This window comes from Falsihalocynthiibacter arcticus (assembly GCF_000812665.2).
Taxonomy (GTDB): domain Bacteria; phylum Pseudomonadota; class Alphaproteobacteria; order Rhodobacterales; family Rhodobacteraceae; genus Falsihalocynthiibacter; species Falsihalocynthiibacter arcticus.
In genome coordinates, this window is sequence record NZ_CP014327.1 from 3,626,072 (window position 1) to 3,641,773 (window position 15,702).

General features: G+C 53.9%; 19 protein-coding genes. 5 read left to right on the plus strand and 14 right to left on the minus strand.

All coding sequences use genetic code 11. The annotated features are described in order from the left end of the window. Positions 1–18: 18 nt before the first annotated feature. Positions 19–291, minus strand: coding sequence for a hypothetical protein (locus tag RC74_RS17780; RefSeq protein ID WP_039000871.1), 273 nt, complete (start codon positions 289–291; stop codon positions 19–21). A gap of 84 nt (positions 292–375) precedes the next feature. On the opposite strand from RC74_RS17780, the gene RC74_RS17785 reads away from it, so the two are divergent. Next, positions 376–738 (plus strand): hypothetical protein, encoded by a 363-nt coding sequence (locus RC74_RS17785; RefSeq protein ID WP_039000872.1) that lies wholly within the window; start codon positions 376–378, stop codon positions 736–738. 670 nt (positions 739–1,408) lie between these two features. On the opposite strand, the gene RC74_RS21915 is transcribed toward RC74_RS17785, so the two are convergent. Next, positions 1,409–1,750 carry a 5-methylcytosine restriction system specificity protein McrC gene (locus tag RC74_RS21915; RefSeq protein WP_082802352.1) on the minus strand — a complete coding sequence of 114 codons (342 nt, stop codon included), beginning with the start codon at positions 1,748–1,750 and terminating at the stop codon, positions 1,409–1,411. An 86-nt stretch (positions 1,751–1,836) separates the two neighbouring features. Between RC74_RS21915 and RC74_RS23360 the strand changes: the two genes are divergently transcribed. Further along, positions 1,837–2,535 (plus strand): sulfatase-like hydrolase/transferase, encoded by a 699-nt coding sequence (locus RC74_RS23360; RefSeq protein ID WP_250637071.1) that lies wholly within the window; start codon positions 1,837–1,839, stop codon positions 2,533–2,535. Beyond that, on the plus strand, positions 2,436–3,146 hold the full coding sequence (locus tag RC74_RS23365; protein WP_082802354.1) for a sulfatase-like hydrolase/transferase: 711 nt from the start codon (positions 2,436–2,438) through the stop codon (positions 3,144–3,146). The genes RC74_RS23360 and RC74_RS23365 overlap by 100 nt, the downstream gene beginning before the upstream one ends. A gap of 242 nt (positions 3,147–3,388) precedes the next feature. On the opposite strand, the gene RC74_RS22615 is transcribed toward RC74_RS23365, so the two are convergent. From RC74_RS22615 to RC74_RS22580, 3 genes are all read right to left on the minus strand, one after another. Further along, positions 3,389–3,616: a hypothetical protein gene (locus RC74_RS22615; RefSeq protein ID WP_179946742.1), complete on the minus strand. Its 228-nt coding sequence runs from the start codon at positions 3,614–3,616 to the stop codon at positions 3,389–3,391. 401 nt (positions 3,617–4,017) lie between these two features. Next, the gene (locus RC74_RS22575; protein ID WP_169798752.1) at positions 4,018–4,173 is read right to left on the minus strand and encodes a hypothetical protein; all 156 of its coding nucleotides are present in this window, start codon (positions 4,171–4,173) and stop codon (positions 4,018–4,020) included. 35 nt (positions 4,174–4,208) lie between these two features. After that, complete coding sequence (locus RC74_RS22580; RefSeq protein WP_169798753.1) at positions 4,209–4,367, minus strand: hypothetical protein; 159 nt, start codon at positions 4,365–4,367, stop codon at positions 4,209–4,211. Between the two features lie 75 nt (positions 4,368–4,442). Between RC74_RS22580 and RC74_RS23190 the strand changes: the two genes are divergently transcribed. Together RC74_RS23190 and RC74_RS23195 are read left to right on the plus strand one after the other, a co-directional pair. Beyond that, on the plus strand, positions 4,443–4,697 hold the full coding sequence (locus tag RC74_RS23190) for a GntR family transcriptional regulator (protein ID WP_236939972.1): 255 nt from the start codon (positions 4,443–4,445) through the stop codon (positions 4,695–4,697). Next, positions 4,688–5,053 (plus strand): FCD domain-containing protein, encoded by a 366-nt coding sequence (locus RC74_RS23195; protein ID WP_236939973.1) that lies wholly within the window; start codon positions 4,688–4,690, stop codon positions 5,051–5,053. The genes RC74_RS23190 and RC74_RS23195 overlap by 10 nt, the downstream gene beginning before the upstream one ends. Positions 5,054–5,099: 46 nt before the next feature. On the opposite strand, the gene cueR is transcribed toward RC74_RS23195, so the two are convergent. The 9 genes from cueR to RC74_RS17860 form a co-directional block, all read right to left on the minus strand. Then, positions 5,100–5,495 carry a Cu(I)-responsive transcriptional regulator gene (gene cueR / locus RC74_RS17820; RefSeq protein ID WP_039000905.1) on the minus strand — a complete coding sequence of 132 codons (396 nt, stop codon included), beginning with the start codon at positions 5,493–5,495 and terminating at the stop codon, positions 5,100–5,102. A gap of 19 nt (positions 5,496–5,514) precedes the next feature. After that, positions 5,515–8,022, minus strand: a complete 2,508-nt coding sequence (locus tag RC74_RS17825; RefSeq protein WP_039000906.1) for a heavy metal translocating P-type ATPase — start codon at positions 8,020–8,022, stop codon at positions 5,515–5,517. 189 nt (positions 8,023–8,211) lie between these two features. Further along, the gene (locus tag RC74_RS17830; RefSeq protein WP_039000888.1) at positions 8,212–9,168 is read right to left on the minus strand and encodes an ABC transporter ATP-binding protein; all 957 of its coding nucleotides are present in this window, start codon (positions 9,166–9,168) and stop codon (positions 8,212–8,214) included. Beyond that, on the minus strand, positions 9,165–10,142 hold the full coding sequence (locus tag RC74_RS17835; RefSeq protein WP_039000889.1) for an ABC transporter ATP-binding protein: 978 nt from the start codon (positions 10,140–10,142) through the stop codon (positions 9,165–9,167). Before RC74_RS17835 ends, RC74_RS17830 begins: the two co-directional genes overlap by 4 nt. A 3-nt stretch (positions 10,143–10,145) precedes the next feature. Next, positions 10,146–11,051 carry an ABC transporter permease subunit gene (locus RC74_RS17840; RefSeq protein ID WP_039000890.1) on the minus strand — a complete coding sequence of 302 codons (906 nt, stop codon included), beginning with the start codon at positions 11,049–11,051 and terminating at the stop codon, positions 10,146–10,148. Further along, positions 11,051–12,058, minus strand: a complete 1,008-nt coding sequence (locus RC74_RS17845; RefSeq protein ID WP_039000892.1) for an ABC transporter permease subunit — start codon at positions 12,056–12,058, stop codon at positions 11,051–11,053. The genes RC74_RS17840 and RC74_RS17845 overlap by 1 nt, the downstream gene beginning before the upstream one ends. Continuing rightward, the gene (locus tag RC74_RS17850) at positions 12,052–13,161 is read right to left on the minus strand and encodes a M24 family metallopeptidase (RefSeq protein WP_039000893.1); all 1,110 of its coding nucleotides are present in this window, start codon (positions 13,159–13,161) and stop codon (positions 12,052–12,054) included. The genes RC74_RS17845 and RC74_RS17850 overlap by 7 nt, the downstream gene beginning before the upstream one ends. A 72-nt stretch (positions 13,162–13,233) precedes the next feature. After that, positions 13,234–14,823: an ABC transporter substrate-binding protein gene (locus tag RC74_RS17855; RefSeq protein WP_039000907.1), complete on the minus strand. Its 1,590-nt coding sequence runs from the start codon at positions 14,821–14,823 to the stop codon at positions 13,234–13,236. 72 nt (positions 14,824–14,895) lie between these two features. Next, positions 14,896–15,537 (minus strand): helix-turn-helix domain-containing protein, encoded by a 642-nt coding sequence (locus RC74_RS17860; RefSeq protein ID WP_039000895.1) that lies wholly within the window; start codon positions 15,535–15,537, stop codon positions 14,896–14,898. Between the last annotated feature and the right edge of the window lie 165 nt (positions 15,538–15,702).

Consider the following 15,702-nt stretch of genomic DNA (forward strand, 5'->3'; position numbering starts at 1 on the left):
AATCTGCCACTAGCTGCGTCATGCATTAATGACGGCCAGCGCAGAAATTGCCCTTTGCAAAGCCCTGATCAAAGATCTTGAAAGAGGGCTGAAACCTGCACCATTGTCACTAGTCGATCCCATGCCGCGACCCAGCTTTTCTAAACCAGCCATTCGTGGATCGCGCAGCATCATGGCTGGCTCCGTTTGAAACAGGATTTTAAACAATTTTTCCGAAAATCGCGCTGAGGTGTACTTTGTCGAGCATTCGCGGTAGGCGTTTGGAGATGCGATGTCGTATCTGGCACGCATGACTATTTCCAAAAAAATTTGGTTTGGCACGCTTTACGGCTGCTGCTCCAGATGATCCGAGAAATCGGACGAAAGGTATATTACATGGAACTTCCAGCAGCGATCCAAGGCGAGTCACTTACACGACTATTACAGGGCTTCGGCCTTGGTGCAGTTGTCGCAATAGGTGTCGGATTTGGTTGGGGTGGCTGGACTTTGGGCAGCACCGCCGCTGAGCAAAGTGCCACCGAAACGTCTGCTGCGGTCGTCGCCGCTCTGGCTCCGATTTGCGTTAAAAATTTCCAAGCGGACTCTCAGGCAACTGCCAACATGACGGAGCTTTTGGCTGAATCAAGCTACAAAAGGGACAATCTACTGGAGGACGCTGGTTGGGCGACCTTCTCGGGAAGTGATGAGCCAACACCAGGAGTTGCGGAAGAATGCGCGCAGCTATTGGCTGAAGTATAATCAAAAATTGCGGTGACCAATATTATTATTGGTCACCGCATGTTGAGGACGGCAAAGATATCCCGAATTGAGCCCAATAGATAAATGAAGTCCCTAGAGGCCATTTCCTGACATGCTGCACGGTCCCTGACCGGAAACTTTGGGTTGAGGCCGGAATTTAACGCCTGACCCCAGTGGCCCAATTACGCATGCTTTGGGCCGGAACTACTATTTGTGCATCTCGCAGTGTTGACCATAACTCATACGTTTGCTTAACAGACCAAACGACATTCCCAGACCTGCAGGCAACGTTACAAACTTCTAACCCGCTCGCAATTCGTCCAAAAATGCAGCCCACCATTCTGACATTTCCACACGCTCATTCCAAAATGCCCCGCGTGCATAAGCGCGACGAACTTCATTTCCTTCTACATGAGCCAAAAGCACGTTCGATAGCCTCCCCATCATCGGGCGGTTGCTAGGACATACACAAACAACAGCACGCTACCCACACATCGACGCCGACCCTGCTACTTAAAGTTGCGGATACCTTAGGCCGCGCGATTGACGCGGCTATAAATCATACTAAGGCAGGCCCGTCGCTCCATTGAAGGAGCGAATAGGCCGCCAAAGTTGATTAACTCTGACACAGCTAAAACTTTGTCAAATTGTTGCCATAGTCACCGGTCTGCTAACAAGTAGCAGACCGGTGACTGTCAAGAACGCTACCACCGTTTGCAACATCGATGCTTGCAGTTTCTAAGAAAGTGGCGAGGCCGTTTATTCGATGTCGAGTGTGAACATGTTCCTCTCCGCCTAGACCCGAATGATGTGGATACAGAAGCGTAAGCCGCGGTGTATTGTAAAGCTGTCCATAAGCCATCATCTGGTAGACATCGCTTTGTGAAACGCCCAGTTTAGGGTCGTCCACATTAGCAGAAGTTCGCTTCCATTTGGTGTCGATTACATGTGTCACAATGCCCGCGCGACGAATTACGATATCTGGTTTCGTTTGAAATAATTTTCGCCTCATTGTTTCATCAGTGAAGCAAAATTTCAAACCGTGTTTATGGCGGCACGACCGCTACGCCACGTATTGATGAGCTTGCCAGCGAAGGCATCCGCTTTACCAACTACAATGTCGAAGTTCAGTGCACGCCATCGCGTTCGGCAATCATGACGGGCCGTCATCCTGTCCGCTCCGGCACCTATTCCGTGCTACCGCCCCCCGGTGGCCAAGACGGCATGGTGCCTTGGGAATACACAATCGCGGAATTGCTCTCGGATTCCGATTATGCCACCGCGCTTTACGGCAAATGGCATCTGGGCAACGTGCAAGGCCGCTTGCCCAACGATCAGGGCTTTGACGAGTGGTGGGGCATCCCCAACAGTTGGGATCAGTCCGGCTTTACCAGCTATCCGATGTACGACTTGATGGCGAAAGAAATCCTCGCCAAAGAGGGGAAGACGGAATTGCTCAACGTCCCGCCACATGTCCTAGAAGGCAAAAAAGGTGAGGAATCCAAGCCTGCGATGGATTTGGATATGAAGGTGCGGCCCGTTATCGACGCCGACTACCTCATTCCGAAAACGGTTGCGTTTATCAAGAAACAAGCGGCGGAAGACAAGCCTTTCTTCGTCTATCTTGGCTACTCCGAGATGCCCCCCCGATCCAGTGTAATCCGGCCTTCGTCGGCACGTCGCCTGAGCGCGGCGGGATGTATTCCGACTGTATCGCCGAGATGGACTATCGTGTCGGTCAGGTGCTTGATGGCATCAAAGAAGCTGGCGTCGAAGACAACACCATCGTTGTTCTAAGCAGTGATAACGCCACGGGTGGTCTTTCTGGCGGCGCTGGCGCGAATGGCGGCTCTAACGGTCCATTCCGCGGCGATTTCTTCTACACACCTTTCGAAGGCAGCATGCGCGTACCCGCAATTGTGCGCTGGCCTGGTAAATTCGCCAAAGGTCAGGTGACCGACCAAATGTTTGCCGCAGTTGACTGGATGCCAACACTGGCCTCCCTTGTTGGTGCGTCGAAACTGGTCCCCACGGATCGCCCCATCGATGGCAAGGACATTTCTGAATTCTTGCTCGGCAAAAGCAAAACCACTGGCCGCGAGGACTATATGTTCTTTGGGACAGACGGTGAGTTGATGTCTGTAAAATGGCGCAACTACAAAATGATCCAACGCATGACCGCAGGGCCAGCATTGGAAGCCATTGATCAGGCTTACATCGTGCCACAACTGCCGTTGTTCTTTGACCTGTCAAGTGACCCACATGAGGATTTCAACTTGTGGACCACGACACTGACCATGGCTTGGCTCTTTGACCCGATGCTCACAGCTGTAGGAAAATACGAAGAGAGCGTGAAAAAGTACCCGAACATTCCGGCGGGTGTGAAAGACCTTAAAGGGTATAATTAGTAAGCGAGTAAGCCCCCCGCCTGCTTTTCTGGGCGGGGGGCTCAATTGCGCTTTTGTGGAAGTTAGACCTTGCTCACGCTGGATAGCGCCCGCCCAGCGGCAATTCATTTCCCGCGTTTCACTATATCTTGGGTCACGCTGCGGTCAGCGCAAGATTTCTAAGGCCTCCGGCGGCGCATCATAAACAACCCTAAACCCCGTATGGGAACTCGAACTGTCCGGTGTATTCGACGTTCTTGCAGCTATTCTATTCTAAAACAATAGCTTATATGACACATAAACGAGCCGCCTTTGATCAATCTATTCCCTTTGGCCGCAGCATTTGGATCACGGGCGGCACGCTTTAGCGAGCGCACCCGAGGGATGTAGGTGATATCAACGCACCAGACCTGAATTTGCCGATCAATCGCCAGCCCCCAGAGCAGGTACTCGTTCACCGCTTGATTGATGATCAAAAGAAGTGCGTTCAACCGTTCCACTACCTGCGACGTCAAATCGCGCTTTGGGTCGTATCTTGCAGACTGCAGTACGCAAAAAATCCATCTAAATATTGTAATTAAATGTAAAAATTAAAAATACGCGTATTTATCAACGGACTGTCTCTCCGCCAGTTACTTTTGTAGAAAAACCAATTATTTCCAAGATAATTTCGCTGATGAGTGTTTACACGATGTGCGCCAAATTCAGGTTCAAACAAGGCGGCCATCTCGATCAAAAGGGGACCAACAATTCGGTTTACCCCGCAGTTGGCAGGCACCATTGCTGGTCAAAGTTGCGAACAAAGACGCTGTAAGCGTCCTCACAGGTCTCATAATATCATCCCAAAGGTCGCCTCGTGAGGCTCTATAAATCCCTGACATGGAATCGCCACTTACAACGAATGCAAGCATTCGTCTGTCGTGCAACGGGCAAAGAGTTGGCTAACCAACAACGCCGCCATAGACGCAGGCACCTTGGTATAGGCCAGAAACCACCCAAATGAAGCCTCGCATCCGATCATCATCAACACCATTGCGGTGGTGCGCACAGCGGCGAAAGGTTCCTCGACAAAGTCATGCCAACTTAGTCTGCTATATAGACAAAGAAGGTCGCAAGAAGCGCGTAAACCACGGCGATATTTGAGGATTCAGAGGCTGTGAAAACACCCGACCACACGCCGCTGAAAATGATCGCCACAAGGATAAGACGCGGAGCCGCCGAGACAAACAACGTCCTGATCATGCGGAAGTCCTCAAACGTCTGCACCGGATTCCCACGGTCGCCGACCAAGTTTTCGACGCATTTCAGCATCAAATTTTGACGCTTAAACTCGCCCCATGCACGAAGGTTTCCGAAACGGACGTCGCACAGAAAATGAGCGTGTCACGTCAACCTGTGCGCGAAGCGTTCAAACGTTTGGCAATGCTCGGCTTCCTCTCTATCCGCCCGCAAAGCAGCACGAAAGTCAGTTTGATTTCAGAAAAGCCGTTTTGCGCGCAAGGTTTATTCGCACGGCATTGGAAATACATACCTGTAGAACCGCCTGCGAGAAATGCACCGACGTGGGGATAAACGTCCTGTCAAACCTGATAGAAAAACAACGGGCCGCCTATGATGCGCAGGATCGCGAGCTATTTCACTTGCTGGATGACCAATTTCACCGCGAAATATGCAATCTTGCCGGTGTTGGATATGTTTGGGACCTCATCCTTGAGAATAAAGCGCATATGGATCGCGTTCGCATGCTCACTCTCGACTCCTCGTCGCAAGAATTTGTCCTAAAAGAACATGTCGAAATATTTAAAGCCATTTCCGAAAGTGATGCGGATGCAGTCGCCGAGGCCATCACGAAACACTTGTCTCGCATTTTAATCCATATCGAAGATATCAAGTCCGTAAACCACAAATGGTTCACGGATCTTGCGTAAAAAACGAACATGCACATCCCAAAATGCACGAATTTCCAGATGGCGTTTAATCCAAGGCCGGACCACTCAACCCTTCCAAAATCGGGCAATCAGGGCGGTGGTCCCCCGCGCATTCCTTTGACAAATGCGTCAAGGTGGCATGCATCGCTTGAAGGTCGGTAATCTTAGCCTCAATCTCCTGCAAATGCTGTTGCGCAATCGCCTTTACATCGGCACTCGCGCGGCCCGAGTCCTCATAAAGCGCCAAGAGCGTGCGACACTCGCCGATGGTAAATCCCAACGCCCGCGCGCGCCCCAAAAAGGTCAGTTTATGCCGGTCTGTCTCGCGAAAAACCCGATAATTATTGGTGTCGCGCAAAGGCCGCACAAGACCGATATCCTCATAGTAACGGATGGTTTTCGCAGGCAGGCCTGTGTGTTTAGTAACATCGCCGATATTCAGGTTCATAAGATCCTCCAGATCACGCCGCTTGAGCAGTTTTGCGGGGGGCAAGCGCGGCTGCTTGCGGGGGTGTGGTTGTTGCCACCGCAGGCTTCACCCACCGCAACCGCAACGCATTGCTTAGCACAAAAATGCTTGAAAACGCCATGGCACCCGCCGCCAGAACGGGCGAGAGCATCACGCCAAACGCTGGGTACAAGGCCCCTGCGGCCACAGGGATGAGCAAAGTATTATAGCCGAACGCCCAAAACAGGTTCTGGCGAATATTGCGCATCACCCGCCCCGAAATATCAAACGCGTTGACCACACCCGTTAGCTCTCCAGACATCAAAACCACATCCGCCGTTTCAATGGCCACATCCGTGCCTGTGCCAATAGCGATCCCCACATCCGCTTGGGCCAAGGCGGGTGCGTCGTTAATTCCGTCGCCCACAAACGCCAGTTTCCCCTGTTTTTGCAAGGCTTTAAGCGCATCGACTTTGCCCTCAGGCAAGACTTCGGCCACGACGATATCAATTCCCAACTCACGGGCAATCACGTCGGCTGTGCCTTGGTTGTCGCCCGTTATCATCGCCACAGTCAGGCCCAAGTCGTGCAGCGCGGCAATGGCGGCGGGGGTGGTGGGCTTGATCGGATCTGACACACCGATGACGGCAGCAATCCGTCCGTCAATAGCGGCATAAAGCGGTGAGCGTCCTTTTTTTCCAAGCGCCGCGCCGGTATCGGCAAAATCGCCCATGTCGATCCCGTCACGCCGCATGAGGCGATCCGCCCCGACCAGAATGTTGTGGCCTTCCACGCTCGCACTGACCCCAAAACCGGTAATCGAGGCAAACGTGTCTACGGTAGGAATGTCCAACTTGCGCGTGGTCGCAGCCCGCACGATGGCCGCGGCGATAGGATGTTCAGACTGGGTTTCCACAGCGGCCACAAGGCGCAAAACTTCGGACTCTACAAACGAGGCTGCAATCACCAAATCGGTCAATTCAGGGCGTCCCGCCGTCAATGTTCCCGTCTTATCAAGCGCCACAACTTTGACCTCTTGCAAGGATTGCAACGCATCGCCTTTGCGAAACAACACGCCCATTTCAGCCGCGCGCCCCGTGCCCACCATAATGGACGTTGGCGTCGCCAATCCCATCGCACAGGGACAGGCGATGATCAAAACCGCGACCCCCGCGACAATCGCGTAACTCAATGCGGGCGACGGACCAAAGATCAACCAGACCGCGATTGTAACAACCGCCGCCGCGATCACAGCAGGCACGAACCATGCGGTAATTTTATCGACCGCGCCTTGGATCGGCAGTTTGGCTCCCTGCGCTCGCTCGACCATCGCGATGATCTGCGCAAGCATGGTATCGGCGCCAACTTTCGTCGCGCGAAAGGTCAAAGCCCCTGCCCCGTTGACCGTCGCTCCGACGACCATTGCGCCTTCGGATTTTTCCACGGGCACGGGTTCGCCAGTGATCATGCTTTCATCCACATAGGACGTGCCGCTCAAAACCTCGCCGTCGACCGCGATCTTTTCACCGGGTCGCAGATGGATGACGTCGCCTACGGCGATCTCGTCAATGGGCAACTCAACGACCTCGCCATTGCGTTCCACCCGCGCTTCTTTGGCTTGCAACCCGACAAGCTTGCGGATTGCTTCGCCTGTGCGCCCCTTGGCGCGGGCCTCAAGCCAGCGTCCGAGCAGGATCAAAACAACGATAACAGCGGCCGCTTCGAAGTATACATTCGCAGTCCCTTGCGGCAGTAATTTTGGGGCAAATGTCGAAACCAGTGAAAACCCGTAGGCCGCCGAGGTGCCCAAGGCCACCAGAGAATTCATGTCCGGCTTCCCCTTAAGAAGCAGCGGGAAGCCTTTGGTATAGAACTGTAATCCCGGCCCAAGCAGAACAGCAGTCGTTAGGAGAAATTGCACAATGCGGCTGGTTTGCAGGCCGATTGTGCGCTCGACCCACATATGCATTCCCGGAATGACATGGCTGCCCATTTCGAGGATGAAAACCGGTAAAGCAAGCAGCGCGGCAATCAACGTCAACCGCCCAAGACGCGAAATTTCGGCGGCTTTGCGATCTGCTTTCTCCGCATCCACCCCCGCCTTAACTTTGGCAGGATACCCCAAACCGGTTGCCACGCGCGCCAAATCGGCGGGCGTTGTTGCCCCAACGATATATCGCAGCGTTGCCGTTTCCGTGGCTAAATTCACCGAGGCATCCAAAGCACCTGTCGCCGCTTTCAACCCCCGTTCGACACGGCCCACGCAAGAGGCGCAGGTCATGCCTTCGACCTCCAAAGTTACTTCTGCCGTCACTGCAGGGTAGCCCGCGCCCTCCAAGGCTTGCGTCAAAACCGAAAGGTCAGCGGGAGACGAAAACTGCACCTGCGCCGTCTCATTTGCAAGATTAACAGCGGCCGATGACACACCAGAAACCGCCTTCAGGGATTTTTCAACCCGACCGACACACGACGCGCAGGTCATTCCCTCGATGGATAAGGTCACAATATTTTCGTCCGCCATTTCAGTCTCCTTGATTCGCTTCTTTGGAGTAGTGATGAGGGTTCCAGTAAGGGTAAGGTCAACACCCAACTTGCGCAGTTTGCGACTTTGATTTTGGCAATGCACGACCATGCCTTAAGGTCCTCGCAATTCGGAGGATTAAGGCATGGGGTAAAAACAGGTTGTTATGCGCGCGGGTCGCGACGGACCTTAAGGTTCCGGAAAGAAACACGCCGAGGAATGCGCATCACCGCCAAGCTCCGGCCGCTCGGAACGGCACCGATCCTGCACCTTCCAACACCGCGGCGCAAAGGGGCAACCGTCGGGAATATTGAGCGGCGACGGCAACTCCCCCATGAGTTTAATCCGCTTTTTTGCCTTGGACGGATTGGCCTGAGGGGCGGCCGACATCAGGGCAACGGTGTAGGGATGTTGAGGGTTTGAAAACAGCGCTTCTTTACTGCCCTTTTCCACCGCGCGACCAAGGTACATCACGATAACTTCGTCGGCCACATGGCGCACCACGCCCAAGTCGTGACTGATGAACAAATAAGCCAGTTGCAGGCGTTCCTGTAGGTCCATCAACAGGTTCAAAATCGAGCTCTGGATCGAGAGATCAAGGGCGGAAACGGGTTCATCAAGCACCAGCACTTTTGGATCAAGCATCAGCGCGCGGGCAATTGCGATACGTTGGCGTTGGCCACCCGAAAACATATGCGGGTAGCGGTCGTAATGTTCGGGTCTTAGGCCGACCAACCTCAACATTTCACGCCCCTTGGCTTCGCGTTCTTCGGTGGGCATGGATTTATTGTTGATCTTCAATGGTTCTTCGAGAATTGCGCCAATGCGCTGACGTGGGTTCAGCGAACCGTAAGGATCCTGAAACACAATTTGCACCGATTTTCGCAAATCCGCCCAATCCTCAGGTAACATCGGGTTGCCATCAAGGGTCAGCTTTCCTGCGGTGGGTTCTTCGATCATCGTAACGAGGCGCGCGAGGGTGGATTTCCCGCAACCACTTTCGCCGACAATGGCCAGTGTTTTCCCCGCGTAAAGTTCAAAATCGACACCCCCAACGGCCTTTAGAATGCTGGGTTTGCGAAACATGCCGCTGCTGACTTCATAGTGGCGTTCAAGGGCGCTGGCGATCAATACAGGGGTCGTCATGATACAGCCCTTTCTTCAGAGTTGAGAGGGTAGAAACACCGCGCGTAGCCCAGATCAAGGCCAAGGGGCTTAGGCGCTTCGGCCTTACATTTCGCGTTCGCGAACTTACAGCGTGGTGAGAAAAGACAGCCTGAGGGACGATCAAATTGCCCCGGAACAACGCCCGGAATTGTGGGCAGACGTTTTTCTGTGGCGCGTTCCGGCAAGGCATCGAGCAAGGCCGCCGTATAAGGGTGATGTGGCGTATCAAACAGCGGTTGCACCGGCTGCTCTTCGATCTTTTGGCCCGCATATTGCACGCTCACTCGCTCCGCCGTTTCCGCAACCACACCCATGTCGTGGGTGATCAGCACAAGGCCCATACCCGTCTCGTCACGCAAAGAGGCCAGCAGGTCGAGAATTTGCGCTTGAATGGTCACATCGAGCGCAGTTGTTGGCTCATCCGCAATCAGAAGCTTGGGTTTACAGGCGATGGCCATCGCGATCATCACCCGCTGATTCATGCCGCCCGACAATTGATGTGGATAGGCAGAAAGGCGACGCTCAGGATCAGGAATTCCCACCTGTTCAAACAACTCCACTGCCCGCGCATGGCGGGCTTTTCGATCAAGTTTGAGGTGGACGCGCAAACTCTCTTTGATCTGCCAGCCCACTGTAAAACACGGGTTGAGCGAGGACATCGGCTCCTGAAAGATCATCGCGAGGTCGTTGCCGACAATCTTGCGCCGCGCCCGTTGATCCATTGTCAGCAGGTCATGGCCGTCGAAGGATATCTCGTCTGCGGTCACCGTGGCCGTCCAAGGCAACAGGCCCATCACGGCCAACATCGACACCGATTTTCCAGAGCCACTCTCGCCCACGATGGCAAGGATTTCGCCGGTAGCGACGTCTTGATCCACGGCTTCAACGGCTTTGAACTGACCAGAGGTTGTGGCGAAAGACACGCTCAGATTTCGGATGTGTAAAAGGGCCATGGTCTAGCTCCGCTTCAATTTAGGATCGAGCGCGTCGCGCAGGCCGTCGCCCATCAGATTGATGGCCAAAACCGTGACAAGGATCGCAAGACCCGGGAAGGTCACAACCCACCATGCCCGCAGAATAAACTCCCGCGCTTCGGCCAACATGGTGCCCCATTCTGGGGTTGGCGGCTGTGCGCCCATCCCAAGGAACCCAAGCGCCGCCGCGTCAAGAATAGCAGTCGAAAAGGACAGCGCCGCTTGGACGATAATCGGCGCGAGGCAATTGGGCAGAACCGTGACAAACATCAGCCGGAAATACCCAGCCCCGACAACGCGCGCCGAGGTTACATAGTCTTTTTGACGTTCGGACAGCACGCTAGCACGGGTTAAGCGCACGTAATGTGGCTGCAGAACAATAGCGATGGCGATCATCGCGTTGGTCAAGGATGGGCCGAGAATGGCAACGAGCACCAGCGCCAAAAGTAACGATGGAAACGCAAGGATAACGTCCATAATCCGCATGATGATGCTGTCGAGCCATTTGGGGGCAAACCCCGCAATAAGGCCCATCAGGATGCCACCCGACGCGGCAATACTCACCACGACGACGCCAACAAAGAACGAATAGCGAGCACCAACGATGAGGCGCGAGAGCATGTCGCGGCCCAAAGGATCGGTGCCAAGAATGAATTCCCATGTGCCGCCGTCTTGCCAGACGGGTGGCTGTAAGGTAGCGGCACGGAACTGCTCTGTGGCGTCATGGGGCGCGACCCATGGGCCGAATAGAGCGAGAAAAGCGAAGACCGCAAAGATATAGAGGCCAATCACGGCGCCTCGGTTTTCGCGGAAATAGAACCAAAATTCGCGCAACTGACCGGGGCGTTCCACGGCAGTTTCTGGCTCAACAGAGAGGGCGTCGTCCATCAGCGTTTCCTGATCTTAGGGTTGATGATGCCATAGAGCATGTCAACGGTGAGGTTCACGATCATGACCATAACGGCGATCAACAACAGGCCGCCCTGAACAACGGGGTAGTCGCGGCGGAAAATGCTGTCGACCATCCATTTGCCAATTCCCGGCCAGCTAAAAATCGTTTCCGTAAGGATCGCGCCTGCAAGAAGAGTGCCGACGGACAGGCCGATGACGGTAACGACGGGGATCAGCGCGTTGCGCAACGCGTGAATGCCGTTGATCCGCCCAGGGGACATGCCCTTGGCGCGGGCGGTGCGGATATAATCTTCACCCAAGACTTCGAGCATCGCCGAGCGCGTTTGGCGCGCGATGACCGCAAGCGGGATGGTTCCCAACACGATTGTCGGCAAGATCAAATGTCGGACTGCCGAGATGAATGCGCCCTTCTGGCCCGAGGCAAGGCTGTCGATAAACATGAAGCCCGTCGGGTTGGGAAAGTAATAGATCAGGTCGATACGGCCCGAAACGGGGGTCCATTGCAGCATACCCGAGAAGACGATGATCAACAAAAGCGCCCACCAGAAAATCGGCATGGAATACCCGACCAAAGCGGTGGACATCAGCGCACGGTCAAAGAATTTTCCGCGATTTACGGCGGCAATCACGCCTGCGGGCAATCCCAGAGCCATGGCAAATATCATCGCACATAGCGAGAGTTCGAGGGTGGCAGGGAAGAGCGAGAAGAACTCGTCCCACACCGGCTTTTTGGTCACAAACGAAGTGCCTAAATCTCCGTGAAGCACCCCAACGAGGTAGTCCCAAAACTGCTCATAGATGGGCCGATCATAGCCAAATTGCGCAGAAAGTTCCGCATAACGCTCGTCGGATATGCCGCGTTCGCCCGCCATAACCACAATAGGATCGCCTGGTAAGGCACGGATAAAGCCGAAGGAAATCAGCGTAACACCGATGAACGTTGGTATGAATGTCAGTAGTCTGCTTAGAACATAGTTCAACATGACAACACCATGAGTTCTTTGGGGAAATGGGTGAGAAGCTGGTATCCGTCTTCGGTGATCAGAATGTCATCTTCGATGCGCACACCGAAATTGTCGATCTCGTACAGACCGGGTTCGTTGGTATAGACGGTCCCTGCGGGCAGTGCCACGTGATTTCCGCGCATAATATAAGGGGCTTCGTGCACTTCGCGACCAAGCCCGTGGCCCGTTTTTGTGCGGATGCGATCGCCATAGGGCGACGCTTCGAGCACGCCTGTCACCACATCATCAATCTCATGCGCGGTGACGCCTGCGCGTGAGATCGCGAGGCCAGCAAGGTTGGCGCGCAACACGGTATCATAAACGGCGCGCCCCTCCTCGGTCACGTGATCAAGGAAAACGGTGCGGGTAATATCGGCGGCAAACCCGTTCTTGCGGGCACCAAAATCGAGCAGCAACGCGTCGCCCGCTTTGACGTGATAATCATGGCGCGCCTTGGCATGCGGGCGCGCAGAGCCATCGCCAGCGGCAACAATCGGGGCAAACGAGAGATCATCGGCCCCTTCGGCAAACAGATTTTGCACGAGGGTTTGTTCGATCTGTTTTTCGGTCTGGCCAAGTTTTACGGATGCAAGCGTGCGATGCAAGGCGCGTTCCGAAATGTCGATGGCTTCCTGAAGGGTGGCGATATCGGCTGGTGTTTTGAGCATCCGGAGGGCGGAGATTTCGCGCTCCCCATCGAGGATTTTCAGATCGGGCTGCGCCTTTTTCAACGCGTGATGCACAAAGACGCGCATGACCTGCCCTTCGACTGCAAGCGACGAAATGTTGAGATGGGTCATCAGGCCCGCAAAGGCTTCGTCATATCCCGTTTGATCGCGCCAATCAAAGACCGCACCATCAAAACCAACAAGCTCCCAACTGCCCAGTTCAAGATTTGGCACAAGGGCGGCGGCGGGTCCGTTTGCGGGAACAACAAGTACAAATGGCCGCTCGTGGCTCATAAAACTGTGCTCAACCACACGGGTGAAATTGGGGCCAGGAACCAACGCAATGGCATCAACACCAAGCTCGGCGGCGACAGTGGCATAGGCGGATAGGCGATCGTTCAGAGGGTGTGACAAAAAGGGATGCTCCGACGGTAAGAGAGAAGAAGGGGCGGCACATTTTTGTGCCACCCCAAGGGTTTAGAGAGCTTAGTTCGATAAGCCAACTTGGTTGAAGATGTGGCCACCAAGTGGGTGAACAACATAGCCTTCAACTTCTGGACGCATAGTCATAAATACCATCGAGTGCGCGATAGTTGCCCAAGGAGCTTGATCCTTGAAAATGACCTGTGCTTCTTCATAAAGCGCCGCACGTTCGGCCTGTGTTGGCAGAACTTTTGCTTTTTGAATCAACGCGTCAAACTCTTCGTTACACCATTGTGCGCGGTTAGAGCTGCCGACGCCGTCACAGCCGAGCAAAACAGCAAGGAAGTTGTCGGGATCACCGTTGTCACCGGTCCAACCCAAGAGCACGGCACCATCACGGTCTTCGGCTTTTGAGCGCTCAAGGTATTCACCCCACTCATAGGAAACAATCTCGACATCGACGCCGATCTTGGAGAAGTCTTCCTGCATGAGTTCGGCCATACGGCGCGCATTGGGGTTGTAGGGACGCTGAACGGGCATCGCCCAGATTTTCAACGACAGATCCGTTACACCTTCGGCTTCCAACATCGCTTTGGCTGCTTCGGGATCGTAATTGTCGTCTTGAACAGCGTCGTTATAAGACCACATCGTTGGTGGGATCGGGTTTTTGGCAATTTGGCCAGACCCTTGGAACACAACGTCAATAATCGCCTGTTTGTCGATTGCCATGTTCAACGCTTTGCGAACATTGGCATTGTCGTAAGGCGCGACCTTGGTGTTATACGCGAGGTAGCCCACGTTAAGGCCTTCTTGCTCCATAACGACAACACCGCTGTCGTCTTGCATCGCCTGAACGTCCGCAGGGTTTGGATAGGCCATGACATGGCATTCGCCTGCCTGAACTTTTTGATACCGCACGGAAGCGTCTGGTGTGATCGCAAAGATCAGCGATTCAACTTTGGCGTTGTCGCCCCAATAATCGTCGTTGCGTAGATAACGAATAACCGCATCTTTTTGGTAGGCTTGGAACGAGAATGGGCCCGTGCCGATTGGCGCTTGGTTCAACATTTCTGGTGTACCAGCTTCCAACATTGCGTCGGCATATTCCTTGGAAACGATTGACGCAAAATCCATCGCCATGTTGGCAATGATCGGTGCTTCTGGACGCGTGAGGTTGAACACAACGGTGTAATCATCAACTTTTTCGATGCTATCGATCAGGTCGGGCATCGACATGCTGCTGTAGTATTCCCAAGTCCCCCCGGAAACGGCATTGTATGGGTTTGCTTCATTGCCTTGGCGATCAAACGTAAAAATCACGTCGTCGGCGTTGAAATCGCGTGTGGGAGTGAACTGGTCGTTGCTGTGAAATTTCACACCTTGACGCAAATGGAACGTGACCGTCTTCCCGTCTTCTGAAACTTCCCAGCTTTCGGCAAGACCAGGAATGGCTTCAGTTGTGCCGACTTTGAATTCTGTCAGGCGGTTATAGATTGGGTGGCTGGACGCATCAAACGTTGTGCCCGCCGTGAAAAGCGCTGGGTCAAAGCCCTCGGGGGAACCCTCGGAGCAATAGACAAGCGACTGCGCAGAAGCCGCGGTGCCCATCGTGGCCATAAGCAGGCCAGTGGCGATTTTGTACTTAAAAGTCATTTGGTTGTATCTCCCTTTGGTTGTCGTTTTTAGTGTTTTTGGCGGCATGGTTTTCCAGCCGCATTTCAGACCCTATGCTGAGGTTTTTTGCGGGTCCAAATTGGGAAGTGCCTCTGTGATATCAGGGGCCATATGTGGAATTTGGTCGGACTTTTGATAGTGCATCCGCCCCACCCAAAGTATCCGTGCGGGCTCTTGGGTGCGGTTGGACCAACTGTGCGGTTTCTCCCCAAGATAATGCAAACTATCACCGGTTGACATGATGTACTCGCGCCCACCGACCATCTGCGAAATCTCGCCCTCCAGAATATAAATGATCTCTTCACCGAGGTGTTTCACAAGTTCGGATTCATATCCTGCGGGAACATTCATCACAAAAGACGTCAGCTCGTGCCCCGGAAAATCCGCACCGATCTGTTCGTATTCAATAGAGGACCCAGCCGTGGCGAAGCGTGGACGACTGCCTGCGCGCGTCAAGCTATCGGCGACTTGCGGCTTGCGGATGAAATAGTCGAGGTCAACGTTGAGGGCTGCGGCAATTTGGGAAAGCGTACCTAGGGTTGGTGTCGCGTTTCCGCGTTCCAACTGGCTGATATATCCAACGGAAACACCGGACGCGGCCCCGAGTTGCTGCAACGTCATCGAAAGACGTTGCCGCTGGCGACGCATACGCGGTCCGAGTTCATTTGCGTCCTTGCGCCTTTCAGCCTTCACAAACCGACCTCCCCCAAGGAACTTTGTTTAGTCTGGCGAGGCTATTAGCATAAAGATTTTTGTCAACAATAATTTTTTTACTGTAACCTCAAAAGCCGAACCTTTAGCGCGAAAACTCAGATCGAAAACGCCTCGTATAATAACCCTTTACGAGTGCAGATTGAC